The organism is Shewanella sp. SP1S2-4, from assembly GCF_031932075.1.
GTDB lineage: Bacteria > Pseudomonadota > Gammaproteobacteria > Enterobacterales > Shewanellaceae > Shewanella > Shewanella baltica.
Genome location: NZ_JAUOET010000003.1, coordinates 240808 through 264145, shown reverse-complemented (window position 1 = coordinate 264145; position 23338 = coordinate 240808). Strand labels below are relative to the sequence as shown.

At 42.6% G+C, this 23338-nt stretch carries 20 protein-coding genes and 1 pseudogene; 13 read left to right on the top strand and 8 right to left on the bottom strand.

What is annotated here, in order from left to right:
- Positions 1 to 26: 26 nt before the first annotated feature.
- Complete coding sequence (locus Q4Q52_RS05270; protein ID WP_311990010.1) at positions 27 to 1322, top strand: site-specific integrase; 1296 nt, start codon at positions 27 to 29, stop codon at positions 1320 to 1322.
- Between the two features lie 994 nt (positions 1323 to 2316).
- On the opposite strand, the gene Q4Q52_RS05265 is transcribed toward Q4Q52_RS05270, so the two are convergent.
- From Q4Q52_RS05265 to Q4Q52_RS05250, 4 genes are read right to left on the bottom strand one after another with little or no spacing between them, the layout of a single operon-like run.
- Positions 2317 to 3891, bottom strand: coding sequence for a TniQ family protein (locus tag Q4Q52_RS05265; protein WP_311990009.1), 1575 nt, complete (start codon positions 3889 to 3891; stop codon positions 2317 to 2319).
- Complete coding sequence (locus tag Q4Q52_RS05260; protein WP_263237735.1) at positions 3888 to 4802, bottom strand: TniB family NTP-binding protein; 915 nt, start codon at positions 4800 to 4802, stop codon at positions 3888 to 3890. The genes Q4Q52_RS05265 and Q4Q52_RS05260 overlap by 4 nt, the downstream gene beginning before the upstream one ends.
- Before the next feature lie 9 nt (positions 4803 to 4811).
- Positions 4812 to 6746 carry a DDE-type integrase/transposase/recombinase gene (locus Q4Q52_RS05255; RefSeq protein WP_311990008.1) on the bottom strand — a complete coding sequence of 645 codons (1935 nt, stop codon included), beginning with the start codon at positions 6744 to 6746 and terminating at the stop codon, positions 4812 to 4814.
- Positions 6727 to 7359, bottom strand: coding sequence for a TnsA endonuclease N-terminal domain-containing protein (locus tag Q4Q52_RS05250; protein ID WP_006087147.1), 633 nt, complete (start codon positions 7357 to 7359; stop codon positions 6727 to 6729). Before Q4Q52_RS05250 ends, Q4Q52_RS05255 begins: the two co-directional genes overlap by 20 nt.
- Before the next feature lie 568 nt (positions 7360 to 7927).
- Between Q4Q52_RS05250 and Q4Q52_RS05245 the strand changes: the two genes are divergently transcribed.
- The 6 genes and pseudogenes from Q4Q52_RS05245 to Q4Q52_RS05220 all read left to right on the top strand — a co-directional run bounded on the left by Q4Q52_RS05245 (position 7928) and on the right by Q4Q52_RS05220 (position 12300).
- Positions 7928 to 8131 (top strand): MbcA/ParS/Xre antitoxin family protein, encoded by a 204-nt coding sequence (locus Q4Q52_RS05245; protein ID WP_006087145.1) that lies wholly within the window; start codon positions 7928 to 7930, stop codon positions 8129 to 8131.
- 448 nt (positions 8132 to 8579) lie between these two features.
- Positions 8580 to 8657 (top strand): annotated as a pseudogene (locus Q4Q52_RS05240) (DUF4113 domain-containing protein); the annotation flags it as partial.
- Between the two features lie 188 nt (positions 8658 to 8845).
- On the top strand, positions 8846 to 10216 hold the full coding sequence (locus Q4Q52_RS05235; RefSeq protein WP_311990007.1) for a Fic family protein: 1371 nt from the start codon (positions 8846 to 8848) through the stop codon (positions 10214 to 10216).
- Between the two features lie 121 nt (positions 10217 to 10337).
- Complete coding sequence (locus Q4Q52_RS05230; protein ID WP_248085046.1) at positions 10338 to 10448, top strand: ADP-ribosylglycohydrolase family protein; 111 nt, start codon at positions 10338 to 10340, stop codon at positions 10446 to 10448.
- Between the two features lie 161 nt (positions 10449 to 10609).
- Complete coding sequence (locus Q4Q52_RS05225; protein WP_063884431.1) at positions 10610 to 11602, top strand: YafY family protein; 993 nt, start codon at positions 10610 to 10612, stop codon at positions 11600 to 11602.
- A 101-nt stretch (positions 11603 to 11703) separates the two neighbouring features.
- Positions 11704 to 12300, top strand: coding sequence for a hypothetical protein (locus tag Q4Q52_RS05220; RefSeq protein ID WP_063884432.1), 597 nt, complete (start codon positions 11704 to 11706; stop codon positions 12298 to 12300).
- Positions 12301 to 12542: 242 nt separating this feature from the next.
- On the opposite strand, the gene Q4Q52_RS05215 is transcribed toward Q4Q52_RS05220, so the two are convergent.
- The 4 genes from Q4Q52_RS05215 to Q4Q52_RS05200 form a co-directional block, all read right to left on the bottom strand.
- Positions 12543 to 13796: an SEL1-like repeat protein gene (locus tag Q4Q52_RS05215; protein ID WP_287479363.1), complete on the bottom strand. Its 1254-nt coding sequence runs from the start codon at positions 13794 to 13796 to the stop codon at positions 12543 to 12545.
- A gap of 321 nt (positions 13797 to 14117) precedes the next feature.
- A complete protein-coding gene (locus Q4Q52_RS05210; protein WP_155730189.1) occupies positions 14118 to 14258 on the bottom strand; it encodes a hypothetical protein in 141 nt (46 codons plus the stop codon).
- A gap of 99 nt (positions 14259 to 14357) precedes the next feature.
- The gene (locus Q4Q52_RS05205) at positions 14358 to 15656 is read right to left on the bottom strand and encodes an McrC family protein (RefSeq protein ID WP_311990006.1); all 1299 of its coding nucleotides are present in this window, start codon (positions 15654 to 15656) and stop codon (positions 14358 to 14360) included.
- A 41-nt stretch (positions 15657 to 15697) separates the two neighbouring features.
- Complete coding sequence (locus tag Q4Q52_RS05200) at positions 15698 to 17620, bottom strand: McrB family protein (protein WP_063884435.1); 1923 nt, start codon at positions 17618 to 17620, stop codon at positions 15698 to 15700.
- Between the two features lie 561 nt (positions 17621 to 18181).
- Here Q4Q52_RS05200 and Q4Q52_RS05190 point away from each other — a divergent pair.
- The 6 genes from Q4Q52_RS05190 to Q4Q52_RS05165 all read left to right on the top strand — a co-directional run bounded on the left by Q4Q52_RS05190 (position 18182) and on the right by Q4Q52_RS05165 (position 23335).
- Entirely contained in the window at positions 18182 to 18589 is a 408-nt protein-coding gene (locus Q4Q52_RS05190; protein WP_311990005.1) for a S24 family peptidase, read from the top strand.
- Positions 18589 to 19845 (top strand): Y-family DNA polymerase, encoded by a 1257-nt coding sequence (locus tag Q4Q52_RS05185; protein WP_311990004.1) that lies wholly within the window; start codon positions 18589 to 18591, stop codon positions 19843 to 19845. Before Q4Q52_RS05190 ends, Q4Q52_RS05185 begins: the two co-directional genes overlap by 1 nt.
- Before the next feature lie 460 nt (positions 19846 to 20305).
- Positions 20306 to 21094, top strand: coding sequence for a trypsin-like serine protease (locus Q4Q52_RS05180; protein ID WP_311990003.1), 789 nt, complete (start codon positions 20306 to 20308; stop codon positions 21092 to 21094).
- A gap of 113 nt (positions 21095 to 21207) precedes the next feature.
- Positions 21208 to 21591 (top strand): DUF952 domain-containing protein, encoded by a 384-nt coding sequence (locus Q4Q52_RS05175; protein WP_311990002.1) that lies wholly within the window; start codon positions 21208 to 21210, stop codon positions 21589 to 21591.
- 343 nt (positions 21592 to 21934) lie between these two features.
- On the top strand, positions 21935 to 22123 hold the full coding sequence (locus tag Q4Q52_RS05170; RefSeq protein ID WP_311990001.1) for a hypothetical protein: 189 nt from the start codon (positions 21935 to 21937) through the stop codon (positions 22121 to 22123).
- A gap of 48 nt (positions 22124 to 22171) precedes the next feature.
- Positions 22172 to 23335: an MBL fold metallo-hydrolase gene (locus Q4Q52_RS05165; protein WP_311990000.1), complete on the top strand. Its 1164-nt coding sequence runs from the start codon at positions 22172 to 22174 to the stop codon at positions 23333 to 23335.
- Positions 23336 to 23338: the final 3 nt, after the last annotated feature.

The window sequence follows — 23338 nt, the reverse complement described above, 5'->3', positions numbered from 1 at the left end:
AGAAACCCTTATAATTCAGATGCAATATGCAACTTCCTCCCGTAATCCCATTATTTGACTCATTTGAATTCATACAAGTTGGCAATAGTGTCGTTAACCAATATATCACCCAAATTAGCATGAAAAAGGTGGCCGATGCGGGTTTAGTGATTGAGCACGCCAGTGATTGGCTGTTTGAGCAAAAGCATAACGAAAACAACTATAAAGCCTATCGCAGCGAGCTCACGACATTTCTTCATTGGTGTTTTGATGTGGTTTCAATGTCGCCCATAGAAGTCACACGCAAAGATATGAACCATTACGTGGATTACTGCCAAGCGCCGCCCATAGCACTAATTGGCTATTTTAATGTGCCACAATTCAAGCTCGATAAAATGCGTGATGAACGGGTTCCAAACCCACAGTGGCGGCCATTTGTCGGTAAAAAGCGACTCGGGCAAATCCAGCCTTATGCGTTAAGTGACAATGCGTTAAAAACGAAAATGGCCATTTTGTCTTCGTTTTACTCGTACCTGACAAGTGAAGAATATTGTGAGCGTAATCCTGCACAAATTTGGCTGAATCACAGTCGATTCGCGGCCAATCGGCAATATCAGCGTCAACATCATGAAGATGATAACAGTCTCGCATTCACTGAATTACAGTGGTCATACATTATGGCGACCGTAACAGTGTTGGCAGAAACATCGCCCGAATTACATCAAAGAAGCTTATTTCTGATTTCATTGATCTATTGTTGCTATTTACGTATCTCAGATGTGTCTGCACGCGCAGGTTATTCACCGGTGATGGATCAGTTTAAGCACAATCAACAAACGGGTATTTGGAGTTTTCATATTCCATTGAGTAAAGGCGGTAAAAGGCGCAGCGTGGCAATTTCCAAAGCTTTACTCGATGCTTTAGTTAAATATCGTCAGTTTTTAGGATTAGCGGATTATCCAGCGCCAAACGAGAACCATCCTTTGTTTGTACGGCACAAAGCCGCTGGCCGCGGTCGAGATGTTGGTATCCTCAATGCCAATCTTGGCATTCGTCATGTTCGTGATGAAATTCAAAGTATTATCAACCTAGCAGCAGAAAGTATTGAAGCCGATGGCTTTGCGCAAGACGGTGCGCAAATGCGTAAACTCACGGCCCATAATATTCGTCACACAGGCATTACGCACGATATCAATATCAACCGCAGACCGTTATCCCATGTACAAGCCGACGCTGGCCACGAGAGTATCGACACCACATCGCAGTATTTGCACACAAGCCAAATCGAACGCCATGAAAGTGCATTCAATAAACCAATCGACCATTTAAAAGGCATCGAGTAACTCAACCCTAAGCAACGGCTCATTGTTTATGGTGATACAGATTGAGAATCTCAGGCACTAAGTTATATTGGGTCCTAAATATAAGCACATAAGAGAAGGTTCTTATATGCCAGAGATCCTTATTCTGAGTGCACACGTGTGGCTTGTCATACAAAATGAGTTTGGGAAATGCGTAGAAACAACGAGTTAGAAAATACGATTTTCTTTGGGAGGCTTTAAATTGTCATAATTTATGATTTTAAGCGCTTTTTTGTCAAAGAATATGATTTTAAGCGCTAATAAATTAATCAGCATCTGATTGAAGATGGCCGAAATATGACTTTATTTATATTTAATAATATAGTTTTTTAAGTAATTTATCACTCTATTTTTATCAGAAGTGTAAGCATGGAATTAAAGTGAAGACTATTTGAATTCAACGAAGACAATCTTTTGAGAAAAAATCACGATCAAAATAACTAATTGATTGAGTGCACAGAGAAAGCACTTGGATGCCGTTGTGGAGCAGCTTGATGCACGTCAATGTCATCCTTTGTGATGTAGAAAAGACATCAAAGCTCATCACGGCCGAGTGTTCTTTCATTTTTATCACCATGACCGAGAGGGCCTTGAAGACATTTTGTTCTTAGCGTTGAAGCCATTGAGTAAGCGCCTTGATAAGTTACCATTGACGCGGGCTTTGTTGAAAAAGCTTGGATTGAAGTGAGTGTTGTATAGGCTACGCGCAATGAGGTGAGCTTGTGGCGTCTGATTTACTTATATGATCTTTATCAGGAGTTAAGGCATCTGGGGTCGACTGCACGCAATTCGTGCTTATGTTAAATCGGCAAGTTTACCCTGATTTATAGCCGTTTTAAGGCAAAATCGCCCGCAAATGTCGATTTATACGCATTTAATCGGCGATTTAGCGTTGCAACAGCATGAAAGTTTATAACCGTTTGTGGCTCACATTGCCCTTGGAATTGTCGAAGCGTCGCTTCATGCAAAAATGACACTACACCACCCATTTTGGATTGTTTTCTAATTGAAGTTCGGCTCGGCTGTCGGTGAGCACTGCCAATTGCGCTAACTGTTCATGGGTCAACAGAGTGCAATACGTTGAGCTAAAAATGGGGATAATTTGTGCCTCGACCATCACACGCTCAACACTATAACGGTGGTAACTACGCAGGTAACACCAGCGCTGTAATGATGAATATTGCACTAACACTGCCTGCAATGACGCGCGTGTGATGTCACGATTGCGGCTGCAGGCAAATAGCCCTGGGCGGATCATCTCCTTCATTCCCGCAAAATGGATCCTCAAACGCCTAGCAACCCACTTTTGCGATTTGTCTTCTTGTGGATCAAATACTTCATTATCTTCGACAAACTGTTTCACATCCTCAGCGGCCAGGTGGAGTGTTAATTGCTCATTGTAGCTGGCCAAGGCTATTCGAAATTTTCCCTGATGGATCCCCTCGAACAGTCGACTGAACTCGATGCCATACATCATAAGCAGTTTGTTAAAACTCTGTTCAGGGTAATAGGCACATTTATCTTGGCTAATACGTGTCTTAAACCAGCGATAAATTTGGCGCATATCATAAGTTCGGTGCCGTGAATTGGATAGGTGGTATAGGCTATCAAAATGGCCACTGTCCTCGAGAATACTCAGTTGAACAGCCGTTAAGTCGAGCAGCTGACGCAGGTAAAATGTACTCACTCGACACGCTAAAGGCACTGTAATGTGTGGATGTTTATCCACTCTGTCGTGCACGGTATAACTGGGCCATGTGGATTGGGTTTCAGCCACCTGAGCCGGTAAGCCATTCAGCTCACGCAAGCTGGTGAGGGGGGACTGCACATGATGTTCACCAAAGAGGCTGAGATAGTGACGATCTTCGGCACATTGTTTGCCCCAAATCAGGTCAAAACGGCCTTGTAACAGGTGAAATGCATCGAGAATGTACTGACTGTCTAGACTCAATTTGTGGTTTGGTGGAAGGGGATCGAGATCGGTCGGATAAATCAGACGGGTGATGGCCCGATGCAATAAGTGCAACCGCTCCTCTGCGCCTTCTTCTTGTTCAATCCATTGTTGATAATCAACATCGATTTCATGGTTGGCGGGTAAAGTGGCCCAGGGTTGTTTGCACTGCAAACAGTGACTAAATAGATGCTGCTGCCAAGTGAGGGGATGCTGACAACAAGGACACTGATCAATGCGTTTACAACGATGTTTTACACAAAATAGCGCTGTCTTAAAGTGCTCGACATGACGCACGTACGGTGTGGTGCCGATGCAAATAGGACAAAATCTGGGGGAGTGTTGATAGAACATCCGCGCTGGCATGGACCTTGGGATCTCCTCCATGCGCGGTAAAAACTCCGAGTGGGGAAGGTGGGTTAATTGCACTAGGCGGTCAAGCGAGACATTCGGATCGATTTTGGTTTTCTTTATCCCCATGACCAATAAAAATTCGGCCATGGTTGACCAGCCATTGACGGTGGCTAACCGACATAGGTAGGACGGCAGGGATTCGGCCTCATAGGGGCGCAATCTGATGGGTAATGTCATTGCACTCATGAAAAATACCACTTTTCTAATTGGTTGCTCGTGATTAAAAACGGACAATGTGAGATGTCATGATCAGCAATATCACGGAACGCGGTGGAAAAATCGAGTAATGTCGCCTTCTTACCGTCAAGGCTATTCTCGATCACAAACTCCAAAATTTTAATAATGATAGAAATTTTTCCGCGACTGGCGGCAAGGAGACGACGAGCAACATTCGGATCGATGAGATTAATGGTTTTGATTGGCATGAAAGACGCAATCGAGTGGAGAAATGAAACATACAGATCATAGGCCGTGTATTCCTCAGTGATGAGTTCATCAGTCATACTAAAAGGCTTGAGTGTCACCGATTTCGAAAATCGTCGTGCTAATTGCGGATCCATGCTCAATAGATCTGTCGCGTCAGGCATACCAACGAGGACGACCGGACAGTTTGTTTCGGTCATCAGGTTTTTAACGAGATTGATAACTGGCCGCGTTTTTTTCTGGGCATTACGCTCAGTTAGATGTTGAATTTCATCAAAAATGATGATTTTTGTATCGAGCTCATGGATCAAGGTGGTGATCCGAGTGAACATACTGTTGGCGGTTCCTCTGTCTGGCGTCGGGCAACCCAAGACCTTCAGTAGTGCGGAGCACAAGCTTTTCACACTGGCATCCACAGGGGTCACGACATTGGCGACTGTTTTGTAGGAATGTGTTTCTGTTGCAGGTCGACTGAATCGTTGTTCAAACAGTCTCAGCGCTGTGGATTTACCAAGACCAGAATCGCCAACAATCATCAGCCCAGTCGGATTAAGGCCAGTTGTTTTCAGGCTGCGTTCTAATGCCGCAATCACTGCATTGCACTCAAAATGGTAAACTGAACGAGATAAAAATGCTGTGGTGATAGGCTTTCGTTGAGGTTGATAGTGATCCATGTGTTATTCCTAGCTGGTTTGGTAATTGATTATTTTAGGGATCACGGCGGATTCTGGGACATCGCTGCCCGTCGGTTTTGCTGGCGATAATACCAGCGCTTGATGAGCCACTTTTTCACGTTTAGTTAACATGTCTTGAATAACATCTTGAGTCAGCGGTGTGTCCATGGACAACGCCTCATCGGCAAGATTGTGGCTCGTTTTCACGTCTCGAGCGGCTTTCTTTTTACGCTCGAGAGCCTGTTTTGTGATATCGTTGACCTTCAGTTCGCCTGCGTTCGGCATGAAAATTTTCTTGGTCATTTTCAGTTGCAGGAAGGTTTTTCCCCAAGCTAATTTGTTGGTGTTAGGCACAGTTAACACAGATTGGTTTAACGGGTTAATGACCATGATATTACTGGCGTTTAGCTCATCAACATAAAAAGTGACTTTGCCGCCATCACGACTATTCTTTTTTAATTGTTCAAAAAGGTTTCGTAATTCCATGGAATTAAAAAACTGATTTTTATACTGCAATCCCTTTAATTGCTGGAGTGTGCCTCGTTTTTGTTGCCGCAGGTAAAGATCAAATATCGCAACATTGGCAGGCACAATAGCCGGAGAATAGCGAATATGTGTGTTCCACATCGCTATTGGCGTTTGATTTCCTACTCCTGCATGCGCTTCTTGATGGTATATATCATTGATGAGAATACAGACAATCTTTTCGAATTCCTCGACCGTCAGGGTGGCATAGTGCTTTGCCGGGTGATCATAGGTGAAACCATCCGTTAATTTTCCGACATATCCAGGTATCCCCTTGAGTTTGTCGCGTAACGTACTATTAAAGCGTTCAATAAAACTGTGTTTCCAGGGCTGGCGTGACGGCCCAGCGATTCGATTGATCTTGAGTTGAGCTAATAGTGCGTCGAATGATTCATTAATGAATGCTGCGCCAGAATCGACGTACAGATCCATGGGCGTACCATGGCATGTCCATGGATTTTCCATAAAGGAATATTGTTGATTGGATTTGGGCAAAATGGCATGGCGTAATGCGCTCACCGCTGCATTAGTGGTTTCTCCTTCTTGGATACTGATATGCATTCCCATAATGCAGCGGCTAAAAGCATCAATTATCAAGAAAATGATCGGCTTCCCAACGATATCGCCCTGTTGATCAACGAGATAAATACCGACGTGAACCGCATCCATTTCACATCTTTCAAATAGCCCATTGACCTGATATTGATGGTTTGCAGTGCGCAGATATTTATTTGCAGCGATCGAACCTTGCCGCCGCCTAATAATAACGCTTTCATCTAATTTTTTTATTTCTCTGTAAAATGTCGATTTTGATATCATTAGGCAGTCAAGTGCCATGCGCCTGTGTTGTTGCATAAGCGTTCGGTAACAATCCGCCGCGTTGGGGCCATTAAGAGTCAGATAAAAACTATCAATGACATCGTCGACGAGAGAACGCATCGCTGCATCGATTCTGCAGCTGAGTGTCAGGTTTGGATCGTGTTTTCTGGAGGCCAGCAGATAGATGAATTGTCTATTATTGTTTAGCCATTTTGAATACCAGCGCCGCAGTGTTGATGTTGATGGACGGCAATTCACCGGTTCATTTAATATCTCTCCGCAGGTCGAAATAGCCATATTGAGTGAACGTATTGCACCTGGGTATTCGAGTTTGTCTAGATAGTTTAGGTAGGTGTTATAACGCCGAAGATCAGCCTTCTGTTGTTCGTTTAGCCAAGATTGGTCAAGATTCAGATTTGTCTTAGGGAGGCTCAAACTTCCTAGTTGATATTCAGACAATAGCTGGTCAATCGATAACACCTGATGATGTTTGCTGTCCACAACCTCTAGTGTCACTAACGTGTCATCGAGCATGACTATCCGGTAGTCACGATTATTGCGACAAATAACCATATTGGCTTTAAAGATTTGTTGAGCCATAAGATCTTTCCAGATGAGTTAATGGGCTTAACATACAAGTTAAGTCGAATGTGTAGCATCGATTTGCTAATAGGATCATCGGATCATAAACATGACATTGATGAGATTCTGCCCAGCTAATGAGACCACAATATGTGATACGCGCGGGTAATTCTTGCATTACCTGCTGGCATTGTTCTGACAGCGTAAGTGACCGGTAATGATAGAGTTTTTTTAGATTTGCAATTGTACTGCCGACATAGATTTGTTCTTCAGTAACGAGCTTTAAACCATTGTCAGAGATGGCGGCAAAGGCTTTTGAGAGAATATCGAATTTTTCAATATTTTTTTGACTACCGAGTTTGTCTTTTGGTTTAATTTCCTCGAAATACACCCCTTTATGTTTATGTGAAATAATGAGATCAGGCGTATAACGTCTATTTTTTCCGTTGACGAGATATGTAAATGACGCCGGTTGGGTATTATATGCAATGACATCATCCTCAAACTCCAATAGCAATAATCGAGCAACTTCTAGTTCACTATCACAGAAACGTGTAGAATCATTTTTTTGTGAATGGAAATGAATGCGCGCCATCACTTTACTGTGTCGCGGAATTTTTCTGGGTTTCATATTAACCTCGCTTTATGGATAGATATACACATTAGTGATTCCAAATTATTGTGTAAATAAATATTTTTAGCGAACGCAAGAGAGGTTTGAATATTTGTTGAATATCGTAAATATGTTGCCACCCATCGGCGCCTCAGGTTTTCATATTGACTTGTTTATATTTTTCACGAAAACACACGCTGTATTCGAGAGCCGTGACGAATGATGGTGTCAAAAATAAAAAAATAAAATCATAAACTTATGAATTTCACACCTATTAATTCCATATTAAATTCGGATATTATTAATACTTTGACAGTGTGGTTAATTTAACTTTCCTTTTACTTTTCCGCGCACACTTAATTTTATTTGATATATATTTCAATAGTAATGTGTATTGCAGCGTAATATACAGCCTAAAGATATAAGCAGTTAATCGTCCAGAGTGAATTGTTATGCTAAAAAGTATTTTCAAACCTATGAATGCCGCTAAATATCTTGATGAACAGAAAATGATTATGACAGGGCTAATCATTGATGATTTTGCTACACTTGGAATGACACCTTTTACGAGAAGCGAACTAACCTTATGAACTCAACATCACTAAGTACCGAGTGCCTATTTAATAGGGCATGTGAAATTTATGGTGAGAAAACCCTCGCTGAAACACTGTTTAATAGTGAAATCCCAGTACTAGGTAACAATAAGCCCATCGCATTAATGCAAACACCAGAGGGCTGTAAATTAGTCAATGAATGGCTAAATAAAATAGAAGCAGGGGAGTATTCTTAGCCTTCAATAGTGCACTGAAACGGCCATGCTCACTTGCGATCCAACATCCCATTAAGCATGCCCTGTAACACAGGGCTATAAATGTCTGAGCTTTCTCGTAAGGTTTTTGCCTGAGCGATTATCAAAGGCCTTTTTGACCTGGCCAGATGAACCCCCAAAGTACATGTTTTTGCTACCTTAATTTATTATCAAACATTAATATCGCTATAACTCATTTGGAAGGGCGTTAGTCTAAGTCTGTTGGTGGTTGAAAAGGGATGCCGAGTTGGCTTGAAACCGCTTGAATGAGAAATGCGCCGTCATCACCCTTACAACATCGGTGTAGTGTTAATCGATTTAGTGAGCATAAACATCGCCGGTTAGATTTGTTCAACGCGCTAAAAGCTAACCCCGCGTTAATACAAATTCTTGATAGTAACAATCAGCGTTACGGCGCAGACACACACACTTAATTGCTACTCAAGGTATCGCGCAAAAATGGAACATGCACCAAGACATGCTCACACCACACTGTACGACTGGGTAGAATTGTCTGCCCGAGATAAAGTGATTAGAGAGATTTACACGTTTGCCCTAACTCAATGCATTCAATGAAGCCTCTGTACGTTAATTACTGTAAAGCCATGAATGAAGTTCTATGTAACAAAAAGCTCGTTCAATTCTATCAATTTGATTAATCTTGTCTCAATAACTGGATTTTTTGAGATAAAATTTATGCCAGGTCAGTATCTATCACCGCCTGAGTGTCCGTTTAGCACTATCAGTGATGTTATATTTGAGATCCGTAATCATGGTGATGATCCTAATAAATACATGGATTACATCTGTTCATTTCATATCGAGTATCATTCCTTTGATGAGTTTAGACGCAGCGTTAAGCCTAGCCTAAATGTTAATTTCTGTTGGTGGTTAGTTCGGCTACATCGAGACAGTTCGCTAATCAATCTCACCCCGTTAGAAAATAAACCGTTACCACTACACCTGCCGGAGTCCGTAAACCGAGCGCTATCGCAATCTCCTGACTTCATGACATATTGCCGATTTAATCACTTGCATGAGTTTAGTCGGGTTTTGTCACAGATTGACCGTTACACCACACATAGTGCAATGCTTGGGGTGCTTGAGCAAATCGGAGAAAGCGTACATTTTGAGCACTTTAAAAATAATTTGATTGATGATGAGGCTATATCAAGTAGTCAGCTAGAGGGCGCTGCAACAACGACGCTGATTGCGAAAGAAATGCTCCGAAAGAAGCGTAGGCCTTGTACTGATGGTGAGCGGATGATTGTTGGGAATGCTGACTTAATGAATGCAGCGTGGGACCTCAAGGATGAGGCATTCAGTGTTGATTTGATAAAAACCTTACATAGAATGGGTACGCAGTACTTAGAGCAGAAAAACTACACCTCTGGGGTATTTAGAACCACAGATGATATTGCGGTTATGAACGCTGATGGTGAGGTCGTTCATCAGCCACCAAAGCATGATGCTATTGAGTGCCTATTATCCCGCGTCGTGAATTGGTTAAACTCGACTGACGATCACATTCACCCGGTTATACAGGCCATCACTCTTCATTTTGTGATTGGCTATGTTCATCCGTTCCGTGATGGTAATGGACGGATAGCAAGAGCTTTGTTTTATTGGTATCTGTTTAAGTGTGGCTATACGGGGTTCCGCTATATTGCGATTTCAGCGCTGTTGCAAAAAACGCCCATCAAATACGGTCAGAGCTATCTGGATTGTGAGCAGGACAACTTAGATTTAACCTATTTTATTCGATATCAGTTGAGTATTATCAATCGTGCCATTACTGAATTCGTTTCTGCATATGAGCGTGCTGCATATCGAATGACTGAATTAGCCGAGCAGTATCCGAGTTTAGAAGATATTGAGAAAAAAATTATTGGTTTTGTTGCTGGTGAGCCTCGTTATTTAAAAAAACCGACGATTACAGCCAGGGAGGCCGAAAAACTACTGGGTCTTAGTTATAACACGGTTAAGCAAAGACTTGATGACATGGTTACTGCTGGAATACTCAGGCGTGAAAAAATAGGTAAAGCGACAGAATATTTTTTAGGATGAACATATTCAGCTGCGTTGTTATCAACGTCATCTCTGCTAACATCTGCTCATCGCCATGAGTTGGTGATCTATGGTTGAAAATCACGGTTTTTAGGTCGAAATTGTATATTATTGTTTTATAATGGCTGTCAAATTAGGTGATGATGCAGATAACACTGTAACCATCTACGGCCAGTTAGTGGGGGCCTTTTACGGAGCCGAAAATCTACCTAATCACTGGCTCATAAACTGAGCTGGTGTCAGGAAATAGAGCAAAAAGCCACGATGTTAGTCAGTGCTAATACAGTTCAATCCAGTCAATTTGTCAGATAACACATTTGCCTCAGGGGAATAAATGTCCCCAGAGCAGTTAATACCGTTTTCAATTTACTTACATATTGAGTCCATAGGGATATGTCAGAAAAACAAACCCAGCGCCACTTGACCATACTCAAGTATCTGCCAGAGGCTCCTTCATCGATCACCACAGTTGAGCTCAAAAATAAACTAGAACGAGATGGATTACATGCGCCTCTGCGTACCATTCAACGGGATCTGGACTGCCTAAGTAACCATTACAACATTAGCCGCAATGAAACATTTCGCCCCCATAGTTGGTGCCGTGTCAAAGGCCTGCATCCCTCTGCCATAGACATGACACCCAGTACAGCTTTAGCCTTAAGTCTGACCAAACAATTCCTACAGGGCCTATTACCAAGTCAGCTCAAAAACAATCTCGACAGCTTCTTCGACCAAGCTGAACTAAAACTGGCTAATACTCCCAAATTAGCTAGCTGGACAAAATGCGTAGCATCGATCCCAGCGGGATTTCAGCCACTTGCACCACATATAGATCCATTAATCATGCCCCCGCTGGAGCAGGCACTGATGGAAGGGCTACGCTTATTGATTTTCTATCGCCCACGGTCAGTAAATCAACCTAAGCACTATCGTATCAATCCTCTTGCCTTAGTCACACGAGGAACCACTATTTACCTGATAGCCACCTTAGCAGACAACGATGCTTTTCGACACTTTGCATTGCATAGGGTTCAAAGTGCCGAGCGGTTGCTGGAAATGAGAAAAATCCCTCTAGACTTCGAGTTAAACGCCTACTTGAAACAAGGCAATCTCGCTTTCCCAATAGAGGAACTCATCACCCTAAAGCTTAAGGTCGATTTTAATCTGGGATACCACTTATTAGAAACACCCTTGAGTTTGCAACAAACCATAAGTCATTCGGATGATGGCAAGCATTTCACCATAGAAGCTGATTTACCAAATACCGAAGAACTAAAATGGTGGCTGATGTCGATGAGCGATATCAGTGAAGTGTTGGCACCTCAGTCGCTGCGGGAAGCTCTTAACCGCAGCCTAACCATTGCACAGAAAAAATACTCAGGTTAATGATAAAACAACATAAGCGACATTTTTTGCCGCCTCAGCTGGTTAATATGCACATAGAACTGGAATGAGCCTATAACGGTAAAACTAAAAAAGGATCCGGGATGCTATTACTGATCACTGAGAAAGTGGGTGAGTTAGAAGGTATTGAGAACGCCATAGTGCGAAGCCCTGCTGAAATTTGTTATATCCAGCCCCAAGGGCCTGCACTGGTGATCATCGATATCAAGCTGCCAAACGCCACAGTACTTGAATGGGTCAGCAAGCGCACCCGGGCAACGCTATGGTGGTTAGCAAATACAAACCTGCCGTATGACGCTGTATTAGAAAATATTCCGGCGCAACACTGCAGTGTTCAGCAAACACACATGGATGCATCGGAATTTATCCGACTGTTGAGCCCCCACTATTTCGGTCGTCTCTTTGAGGATACTCCAGATTGTATTCTCAGCATCACTCCTGGGGAACTGGAGCAACAACTCATTCGTTGTCGAGAATTAGTTTTAATTCCAGAGCATGAGATCCTTCCGACTCAGGCTATTTGGGCGTATTTATATTGGTTCACAAGTTCAACATTAGATATGTCGATAGAAGAATATGAACAGCGCGGAGTAAAACTTAAACATGACTTAGGGGCTGAACAGATGTGCTGTCTGATAAGCAATTTACCCTTTTCAAGTTTTGTGATGTTATTGAGATAATGATGATAAATGACCTAAAATAGTTTGATTAAAGCGTCGTTCGAAAGACACACAGTTATTGGTACTCACAAATTGGCGATTGCAGCCCGTTTGGTTTAAATTCCAACATATCAATCAAACATCAGGAGTGCATTTAAAATGCTGTCCAAGTGGGACGTTCTAAAGGTTTAATCTAACTTGGTTATCTGTTGCAACCATGCCCGCTAGTGAGGCATGGATACAAAACATGAAACTGCTACAAACTAGTTGCTTTCTATTTCACACACACTTTGCTGTATAAAAGTAAGATGAGTCAAGGCTTTTGCATGCCCCAATTCGGCCGCCTTTTGATACCAACTTGCCGCTTCGGCTTTATTTTCTGCTACGCCATCAGCATTACTTAACATCAGCGCTAAATTGAACATGGCTGAACTATCACCGCGTTCGGCCGCCTTTTGATACCAACTTGCTGCTTCGGCTTTATTTTCTGCTACGCTATCAGCATTACTTAACATCAGCGCTAAATTGAACATGGCTGAACTATGACCGCGTTCGGCCGCCTTATGATACCAACTTGCCGCTTCGGCTTTATTTTCTGCTACGCCATGTGCATTATCCAGCATCCACGCTAAATTAAACATGGCTGAACTATGCCCGAGTTCAGCCGCCTTTTGATACCATTTGGCGGCTTCGGGCTTATTTTCATTAACCCCGTTACCAAGTCGAAATATTCCCGCCAAGTTGTACATGGCATAGAAATTATTGAGCTCTGCTGCCTTTTTAAACCAGATTAATGCGGCCTGTTTATCAACTTCGATGCCATCACCATTTAACTGCATTAACGCGAGAGAATTCATTGCACCTTTATGTCCGATCTCTGCAGCTTTTTGATACCATTGGGCGGCTTCTGACTTGTTTTCTTCTACGCCATCAGCATTACTTAGCATCCTCGCTAACTTGAACATTGCTAAGCGATGACCGCGTTCTGCAGCCTTTCTGTACCATTCAGCGGCTTTGGGCTTATTTTCATTAACCCCGTTACCAAGTCGAAACATTCCCGCCAAATTCAACATTGCCTCCGGGGAGTCTCGCTCTGCTGCCTCACTAAACCAATATTCGGCTTCATCCTTATCTTTATCAACGCCTACTCCATAAAAATAAAGTAAAGCAATTTGAGTCATAGACTCTACATCACCATCTTCTGCGCCCCTCAGGTACCACTTTGCAGCCTCCTTTATATCCAAATCAATCTCTCCACAGAGAAGCATACTTGCTAAAATTCTAAATGCTGTATTATCTCCCATGAGCATTTTTTCAATAGCATCAAAATGTTCATTTTCGCTCAATAGAGATATAGCCCTGAGGTCCTCCCTTTCTAATTCGGCATTCGCCAGTAAGACATCTATTTTGTCCCAATCCTCATCTTCAGCAGCCCAACATAGCTTTTGAGTACTTCCATAAGATTTAGCATTTGCGAATTGTAAAGTGAAGGCCAGTTTTTCTAGAATATGGTCCATATAAGTTCTCATGAATTCAATCGATCTGAATCAGATATTTAAAGGTTAATTAATCACAAAGCTGTCCACTTGAACTGTTACCGCAGTTGAGCATTCATGAAGATCAAGCCAATTTGTGTATTAGAGGTAGATGAAATCAACGTTCTACTTGAGCAAGACGAGTGGTATCTTAGGCTATATGCAAAAGTCCGTACCATTACGCGACGGGCATTACATACAGTTTTCATTTTCAAATAGTACCTGCCACATATCAATCTGGCCTCTTCAATGAATAAGACCGCCCCCTTGCATCTATACTAGAGGGGGCCTTGGTTAAGGGCGTTAAGCCAATTTTGTATTAAGAGTCGACGAAAAACCGTGCTCTATTCGTGCTTTGCGAGACGCTTCACTTGGGTTATAGGCAAAAATCCGAACCATGGCGCGACGGCCGTCACAGGTACCAGTAACGATATATTCTTTCATAGCATTTATTCCTTTAAGGTTGAAAAATCACACAACAAACAAGCTAGCATCTATCAAATCACCACTTTTGATTGCAGCCATTAAGCCGAGCGTCAGGCACTAATGTGAGTTCCCAATGACGGCATCCAAAGGCAACGTCATTGCAGCGGGCCAGATCACCCGTTCACGCTCCAGATCGAAGGGGACGACCCACAGTCTGAGGCTTTCAGAGAAGCAAAATGTCGCAGCTATTGGTTCTTGGAAACTGGCCGTCTTGGGATAAATCAAGAATAGCTCCCCGTTCCCCCCAAGCAACTGATGTCCATAAGCAAACAGTTGATAGAAATCGGCCTGGCTAAGTCCATATTTATCTGTGCCGTTGCCTTTAGCCGTATCGAGTAACTTCCATTTAGTGTCCAATATCGCAATCAACTTCTTTTGCTCGAATAACTGCAGATCTGGTTTTAGTCGAAACCAGTTTTGTTGCCTGTGGGTCACCAGCGATGTCGCTGCCCCCTGGGACTTTATCGACATCTGTGGAGGAAGCTGGCGGCGCAAGCATTTTTCCACCAGCGCCTCGAACAGGGTGTGCATGGGGAACAACATTGAAATGCCCATATCATTACCCAGCTGACTGAAGGGAGTCACGCCATTGAGCACTAACTTGCACCAATCGATGGCTTCGCGGTAGTAACCCATTCCGCGATCTAGGCGTATGTCTTTAATATCTCTCTTTATCGAACAACTGGCTGGCACATCATTGAAAGCGAAGCGTAGCTCGCGGCACAATTTCAGATTAAACTCATTCTGGCTCAGGCTGGCAACACACTCAAGCGCACTGCGCAGCAGACGGTTTTCTGGCCTGTCGGTTAACCTTTCATCGAAGCGAACAAAGTTACGCTGCCGCTGTACTAGGTTATGCCGTAGTTGCTGGGCCGCTAACAGCTTGCCTTTTAGGTAGGTCTGATTTTCTTCCTGCTCAACATAGGTGCTGCGCAACCCATGCTTTAGCACCGTATTGCAGGCCTTAAGAAACCGCCCCATCAGCCACTCGAGCAGGGTGTTGAAGTGGGCAAGATCCGCGCTACCACATTCGATGGCTGGCATGTCATCGAGGCAGGCTAGCATCCTGAGCACAAGATCACGGGATTGAGCCGGGGTGCCATCGATGCGCCCCGTCTTGGGCAATATCTCAATCTGAAACCCACATGGACTCTGTAACACCCCCACATAGTGGCTGAAGCGTATGGTTTCCCGCCCGCGGACACTGCCAAGCTGCATAAAATGGTTCGCGCCCACCTCAATGTCAGTATCATCCCTATCGTCGACAACAGTCGACTCATCGAGACACAAGCTTTTGAGCCAGGAAAATACCGAGAATGGTAGGGTATTACCTTCGATACCAACTCCCTCTACCAATACGGAATCGTACTCGAAGAGGGTCAGATGCCGTTGCTGGTTCATGCCACAGCGACCTGATTTTTCTGACACGCGGTAGAGAAAATCCCCTTAAAGGCGGCGACACGGGTTAATGCAATGGCATTTTTCTGGTAACTAGGCAATCTTCGAGCCGGGGCATCGCCACCAAATAGCACCTGATAACTTGGCAGCTTAGCTTCATCTTCGGTGTGGATAAATTGATCCTCAGCCGCGCCCTTCTGATCGTCGCCGAGCACTTGGCGGATCTTGCACCAGTCTTCGAAGAAGTACTCTTCCAGCAGAGGAATAATTTTATTCTCGAAGGCATGTTGCAGCGCGTTAAAGCCCGCTTCTTCACCTAGTTGCAGCGCCTTTTTTACCGGCAACAGGAAGGCATGACCCAGGGTGTGCTCTCTATCGTAGAGACGCTCGATACGCAGATTCATCACCGTCAGTAGCAACCGCAGGTTGATGCCAAAAACCAACAGATCATCAGCATGCTCCGAGAGTGGTGCCTGCGCCACCTGGTTGCGATATTGCTGCGTTACGCCATCTTTGCCACAGTGACTCAGCAAGCAAGGATCGGCCAGCATCTCTTTAAAATCGAAACGACGGCGCAGGGCTGTGTCCATCAACGCCAACGAGCGGTCTGCGGTATTCATGGTGCCATAGATATCCAGATTGGAAGGCACTCCGAAGGTTTCCCCAGAATAGGGCAAGGTGATCTGTAAGCCGTGTTCGGCTCCCTGGCGCTTGTCCGGCTCGATGAGAGTGATTAACTCACCGAAGATTTTCGCAATATTGCCACGGTTAATTTCATCTACGATCAGCGCGTAGCGCTGATCGGGATCTGCCTCGGCTTGATTACAAAGCTGACGGAAAATCCCACCCTTCACCTGATAACGGATCTGGCCATCGTCATTAGTTTCGGCACGAATACCTTCGACAAACTCCTCGTAACTGTATGAGGGATGAAAAGTCACGAATCGATATCGCGGTGGCTCATCAGTTTCATCCTGATATTTAACCAACACCTCAGTTTGCAGAATATGTGTCTTACCCGTGCCCGGTGGTCCAAAGTAAATACGGTTTGTAGCGAGCATAGGTAATTCCTGGGTGGCTGCTATGGCGAGGTGGGTCGCGGATTGGGTTTCTGAATTGGCTTCATCGGCAACATCCTGATGCCATTCGACTATTTCGCCATCCTGCCAACGACCAATTTGCATCGGAGTACGCTCTTTTTCTTTTGGATTCCAGATGATCACACCGCTATAGTCGGCGCCCGGTCCCAAATAGCGATATCCTTCATCGATAAATTCAAATAGCGCCTGAAACGCCAGTTTATTTTTATTAAAATTGTGGGATTTATTGCAGCTGTTGTAGCAATAATCTTTCAGAGTATCGGCATTAACACCGTGTTTCTCCTTCATGCGTCTGACGATATCTTTACGGCTAAAAAGCTGTTTTTCTTGGCCAGTAAATTCTTTGATCAATTTTTGTCGTAGATTCATATTTTTGTCTTCTGGACTATAAAAATCAGGGAGATGCCCGTTACGGCCTGAAGGCAAAATTCCTTTACTACGAGCCGCAGCCACTTTTTTTTCAAGATGTGACATTGCAAAATTCAGTTGTTCATCTGAATGCAAATTGCGCAATTCATGATATCTTTCATCACCAGGCTTCAGAAAGGGGCCACCATCATCGGCAAGAATACCGTGCCGACTTATCCACATTCCAAAATTACTTTGCGAAAAGAAAAACATAAATAAATTCTTTCCTTTGCCAGCGTCTTCTTTGAAGCCACAGCGTAAATCCTTGGTTGTCTCAGCAAACCAAGCATCATAGGGGTCGCAAATAGCTTCTACTTTCTCTAACACATCCGCAAAACGCTGGCGGGTATTTTCAGTCCAACTGCCATAACAACTGTTAAATTTTTCATTAAACAATAAATCTTCGGTTTTCATTTTTATTTGCCTACCCGTCATTCAATCTATTTTCATGTATATAGCAGACATATTAACGACCCAAGCGTCATTCGATGACGTCTATTGGAGGTTAAAAATGCTCTTGGATAAATAACATGGTAAGTATTTGAAGTCGCTCACACTGCAGACTGCTCACATTGTTGTTTTATTCGATGCTTCTAATGACTCGCTCTAATAAAATTGTTGATGTGGAAGACTTGCTAAGCCGCCCTCAAGGAGAACTCAGATCAGTCTTGAGGACACGCCTTTTACCATTGCTGCAGTCGTGTCGTCCGTAGCGCCTTTTGGTGAGGTAATGATGCTTATTCTGGTAAAAATTATGATCATCGCCGCGCTTGGTTCCCCTGTGTTGATGATTTATCTGAACTAAAAGATATCGTTGCAAAGAGACACCAAACGGGTGACACCACCGCGATGAATTTTGACGTAGGGTTTGATAAAGAAAAGAACCAATGGTGTTACATCGAAACATCACAATAATTCTTGCCAGATATCTAACAACGCCTATAATTACTGTATATAAAAACAGTGGTGTTGACTATGCGTATTATCCCTATCTATGCCAGTGCCGGTATCACTGGCTTCGAAAGCCCTGCAGCTGAATATAGTCAGTTGGGTCTCAGCCTTGATGAGCTGTTAGTTGTGCATCCTAGTGCGACCTTTATTGGTATCGCAAAAGGTGATTCAATGCAGGGCGAGGGTATTTTTTATGGCGATTTACTGATTGTTGACCGCCAAGAAACCGCGCGTCATGGTGATGTGATAGTTGCTAATTTCAACGGTGAATTTGTATGTAAAATCCTCGATAAAACGCATCGCATGCTGCTGTCGTCGAATGGACAACATCAACCTCAGCCTATTCACGATTACGATAACTTTACGATTGAAGGGGTTGTTATTCGTTCTGTTCGTTGCCATCGCCAAAGTCCATTATTAGCTTACATCTGATGTTTGCCTTAGTTGACGCCAACAGTTTCTATTGCAGTGCCGAGCAGGTATTTAGGCCTGATTGGCGTGGTAAGCCAATGATTGTGTTGAGTAACAATGATGGCTGCATTGTAGCGGCAAACAAGCAAGCGAAAGAACGGGGTGTGCCTAAGTTTGCACCATACTTTCAGGTCAAAGACCTGTGTACAAAATTAGGTGTCATTGTTTGTTCAAGTAACTATGAGCTCTATGCCGATTTATCCGCAAAGATGATGAATATCATTGGTCGATTTGCACCAGAGCAGCATGTCTATTCGATTGATGAAAGCTTTCTCTCCTTTAAAAATTGTTACCCCGCCATTAAGTGCTTACGAACCCAAGGTCAGTTGATTCGAAAAGCAGTTTGGAAAGAAACACGTTTACCGGTTTGTGTCGGCATAGGCTCAACACTCACACTGGCTAAAGCAGCCAATCACGCGGCAAAGAAGTTACCTGGTTATCACGGTGTGTGTGTTATCGATAATGAACAAGACCGGATTTCAATTTTACAATCAATGAATGTGAATGATGTCTGGGGTATTGGGCGCATGATAAGCAAAAAACTTGAATTGATGAACGTCAAGACCGCCTATGACTTAGCCAAAATCCCTGCAGGTTTAGCGCGAAAGCAATTTAGTATTGAAATAGAACGCACAGTGCGTGAACTCAATGGGCAAGCGTACAAAGTGTGGGACGAGGCGAGGGCGGATAAGAAGCAAATATTCTCAACTCGTAGTGTGGGCGAGCGAATTACCGAGTATGAAGATTTACTGCAAGCCTTAAGTAAACATGTAGCGATTGCCGCAGCGAAAGCGCGTAAGCAAGGTTCAAGCTGTAAAACCATGTTGTTGTTTGCCAGCAATTCCCCCTACGATGAACGCCCAACAGGCTTTAAGACTTTAGTGCACTTTGCTTGTGCTACCGATTGCAGCATTGAACTCACTCAAGGTATGACACAAGCAGCATCTCAACTTTTCCGTGCCGGTGTACGTTATTATAAAGTCGGTGTAGGCCTGATTGATTTGGTCAGCACCCAGCATGGCCAGTTAGATTTATTCAATGTCTCAAAAGCCAAGCCCGCGTTAATGAAGACCCTTGATGGCATCAATCAACGTTATGGCACAGACACCTTATTCATTGCCGCCCAAGGTATCGAGCAAAAATGGGCCATGCGCCGCGACCTACTCACACCGCAATACACAACCAAGTGGCATTGTCTGCCAGAGATAAAATGTTGATATCTGACAGTAGATGGATTAACACGTTTGCCCCAAAGTTTGCTAGCACTCGTTTAGTGTATCGAAAACTGACGAATGAGTTGCCCTACAAAATCTCATCTTTTAGCCTTGTATTTAGCGCGTACATTATTTGATTGTTTGAAATTGGATTGGTGTACCGTCGTATTCAAATCGCTTGGTTTAAAGCTATTTTAAGTCGCTATCTTTGCGTGATATCTCGAATTCTTAAATCTAAAGACCCTTAGAGTTAATAACTTAAAGATTATCGTTTTTAGATAATAGGTTTAGAAAATGCGTATGCATGTTTTTCTGCTGGTTTTTTGTATATGAAAAACAATAAAAATCTGATAACGTCTTGTTAATACAGATAGTTAAGAACGCGCAAGTTTGCTTGTCTAGTGAGTTAAACGTGCATGTGCACTACTAAATTATAGCTATCATCAACGAACATGGACGTAACATGAAAATTTTATTTCTCTTATTCTTTTGTTTCATTTCTATTGGCAGTGATGCAGTAGTGATGAGACATGACATTCCCCCTGAAAATTATGTTGTAGAAAAAACACCTGAATATCTAATTGATATGCCACATGAAGGTCATGGTGTTCTTATCAACTCTCAATGGATTCTGACTGTAGCACATACTATTTTTTATGATTATGTTGGTAAGAGTTTAATTATTGGTTCAAAAAATTATGAAATAGAAAGCGTTCATATACACCCAGATTACTCCGAACCTGATAAAAATTTACTCAAAGGTGATTTAGCGCCTTTGATGAGATTTTTTAAATCTAGAAGTGATATTGCATTAATCAAATTAACTTCACCTGTTAGCGGTATAGAACCAATCAATGTATACACGGGTAAAAGTGAAGAAGGCAAAAAGATCACAGTATACGGTAAGGGAGCAACAGGGAACGGAGTAACTGGTGAGTATCCTGATACTAAGTCACTTCGTGTTATGAGTCATTTTCAAAATGTTGTTGAAAGCGCAGAAGGTAACTGGCTAGCATTTAAATTTGATGAACCAGCGAATGCACTATCACTTGAAGGAATGCATGGATCTGGAGATAGTGGTGGAGCATCAGTCATATTTGAAGACAGTATTCCTTTTCTTGTAGGTTTATCAAGTTGGCAATTGGGGCATGGAGATATATCTACTTTTAGAGGTGGTTTGTATGGAACTATTGCTTATCAAGTTAGGGTGTCAAGTTATTGTGACTGGATATTAGGTGTATTGGATAGCTAACAAGAATCTAAAGCGAGACTGCTAACAGTTTGTTCTGTTTCGCTTCGCTGCACATTTCAGCAAACAATCAGCCCCTTAAATGGGCGTCTATAAAACTGATAGGAAGCGTTGATGTGAATCATTTGTATAGAGTTGTTCCTAAAGAAGATTGGGTTGAGGCTCAGCGTTGCGGTCGTGTCCCTCGATGCCAGGCAGATAAACGGCGGGGCAGAGTTCATCTGAACGAGTTGAAGGATGTGGAGCTTGTCGCGAACCGATGGTTTTCTGTTGAGGAAGAGCCTGTCGTTCTTGAGATTGATGTTTCTGGAATGGCGGAATATCTGAAATGGGAGGAGAGGGCTGAGGAGCCTTTGGGTACATGGCCAAATCTCTATGTTGAGGGCGTACCAGTTGAGAATGTGGTTCGAGTTTTTAAGTTAGACGCCGGGCCAGATGACGAAGGTGCAGTCTCATTTCGGAGAGGAAAAACTCTGTCTGAGGAGCTGTATTCTAACTAAGCATTGAAGCGCATTCTCTGTGCGACGCTAAATTAAAAAGAGGGATCGGGTGAATATCTATTTTTCAGATTATGTCGGGCTCAGCAAAGAGTAAATTGATGCTTTGTTAAGTATCGATCTGCATTTACCTCCGTAGGGTAAAATGCTAACAAGCACCTTAAACAGCGTGGCCAGCGGCCGCTGGACTTGCAACAAGCGTTCGTTAATCCATAGAAATTTTAATCTTAAAGCTTTGAAATAGAGCTAAACATCTAACAAGGTTTTGCCCCATTCCTTGTTTCGCATGACTTAACTAACTATGCTTGGTACTGGCCTGTTGACCTAATTTTAGTAATGTTAGAAAGTGTTTACGGTATCAGTGGCGATTCAGTCAGACATTTTTAAAACTCATGAAGTGAATGTGCTTAATGTATCTATACGTCAAGCTTTGCCTGATACAGGTTCACTACTAGCTTGGGCTAGAGAAGAGGTGTTTGCTTTTGTTGTTTATTACCGCCAAGGAACATCTGAAGAGGATAAGGGCAGAGGTTAAAGCGTGGAGCTTGGAAATGATTGACACAGTAATAGCGGAAAATTGTAGATGATAAAAATAAAAATGTATCCAGCTTGTCAGGGAGATGCTTTTCTCGTTAGTTTTAATAATGAAAGCACTAATATAATTATCGATATGGGTCTAGGAAAAACTTATACCGACTTTATTAAACCAGATTTAATCGCTCTAAAACATCGTGGCTCCAGTATTGATTTATTAGTGGTTACCCATGTCGATAACGATCATATCGAAGGGGCTATTAAATTTATTAAAGAAAATGCTGGGAACAGCGAGATTATAGAAGTTAAGGAAGTTTGGCATAACTCATATAGGCACTTGCAATTCTCCAAAAAAGATAACGCCTTGGAACATGAAGAGATAACGACTTTAAAACAAATTTGTTCTCAAAATAACAGGAGAACTGAACAGGTAGGATTACAAAATGTAAGCATTGAGGAAGGTGTTACATTAGCTGGCCTGTTGTATGCGTACAATTATCCATGGAATATAAAATTAGGCAGCAACGCAGTAATCAAACAAAATGAAGTGGTAAAAATAACCAAGGATGTAGCAATTAGGCTTATTTCTCCAGATGTAAATAAGCTTGAAAAATTATCTCAAAGGTGGAAGTCAAAGTTAGAATCTGAAAAATACGCCTTTACTATGAATGATGATGAGCTATTCGATGATGCATTTGAGCAATATATGAAAATGCCAGAGCTTCACTCAAGCGTTCAAGATATATCAATAAATGATCAACAACTTAATTTTGGAGAATTAGTTAATCTGGTCGGTACGGATAATTCTGCGACTAACGGATCATCGATTGCATTTATCATCGAGTATAAGGAGTATAAATTATTATTCTTAGGTGATGCGCATGAAGATAACGTATATGAAGAACTATTTAGATTAAATGAAAATGGGTACAAATTAGATTTCGAACTTGTAAAAGTATCTCATCACGGAAGTAATGGCAATATATCTAATAGATTATTAGGCTTAATTTCATCAAAACGATTTTTAATTTCCACAAACGGTAGACATTTTCATCCAGATTTAGGTGTCATTGCAAAAATAGTAGATAGTGGTATGAAGGCTGAAATTATTACAAATTACCCTCACGATAAACTGGAAACTTTTAGAGTGTCAATAGCCAAGCAAAATCAAAACGTAAGTTTCAAAACAGCAAATAAAATTATAGTTGAGTAATCA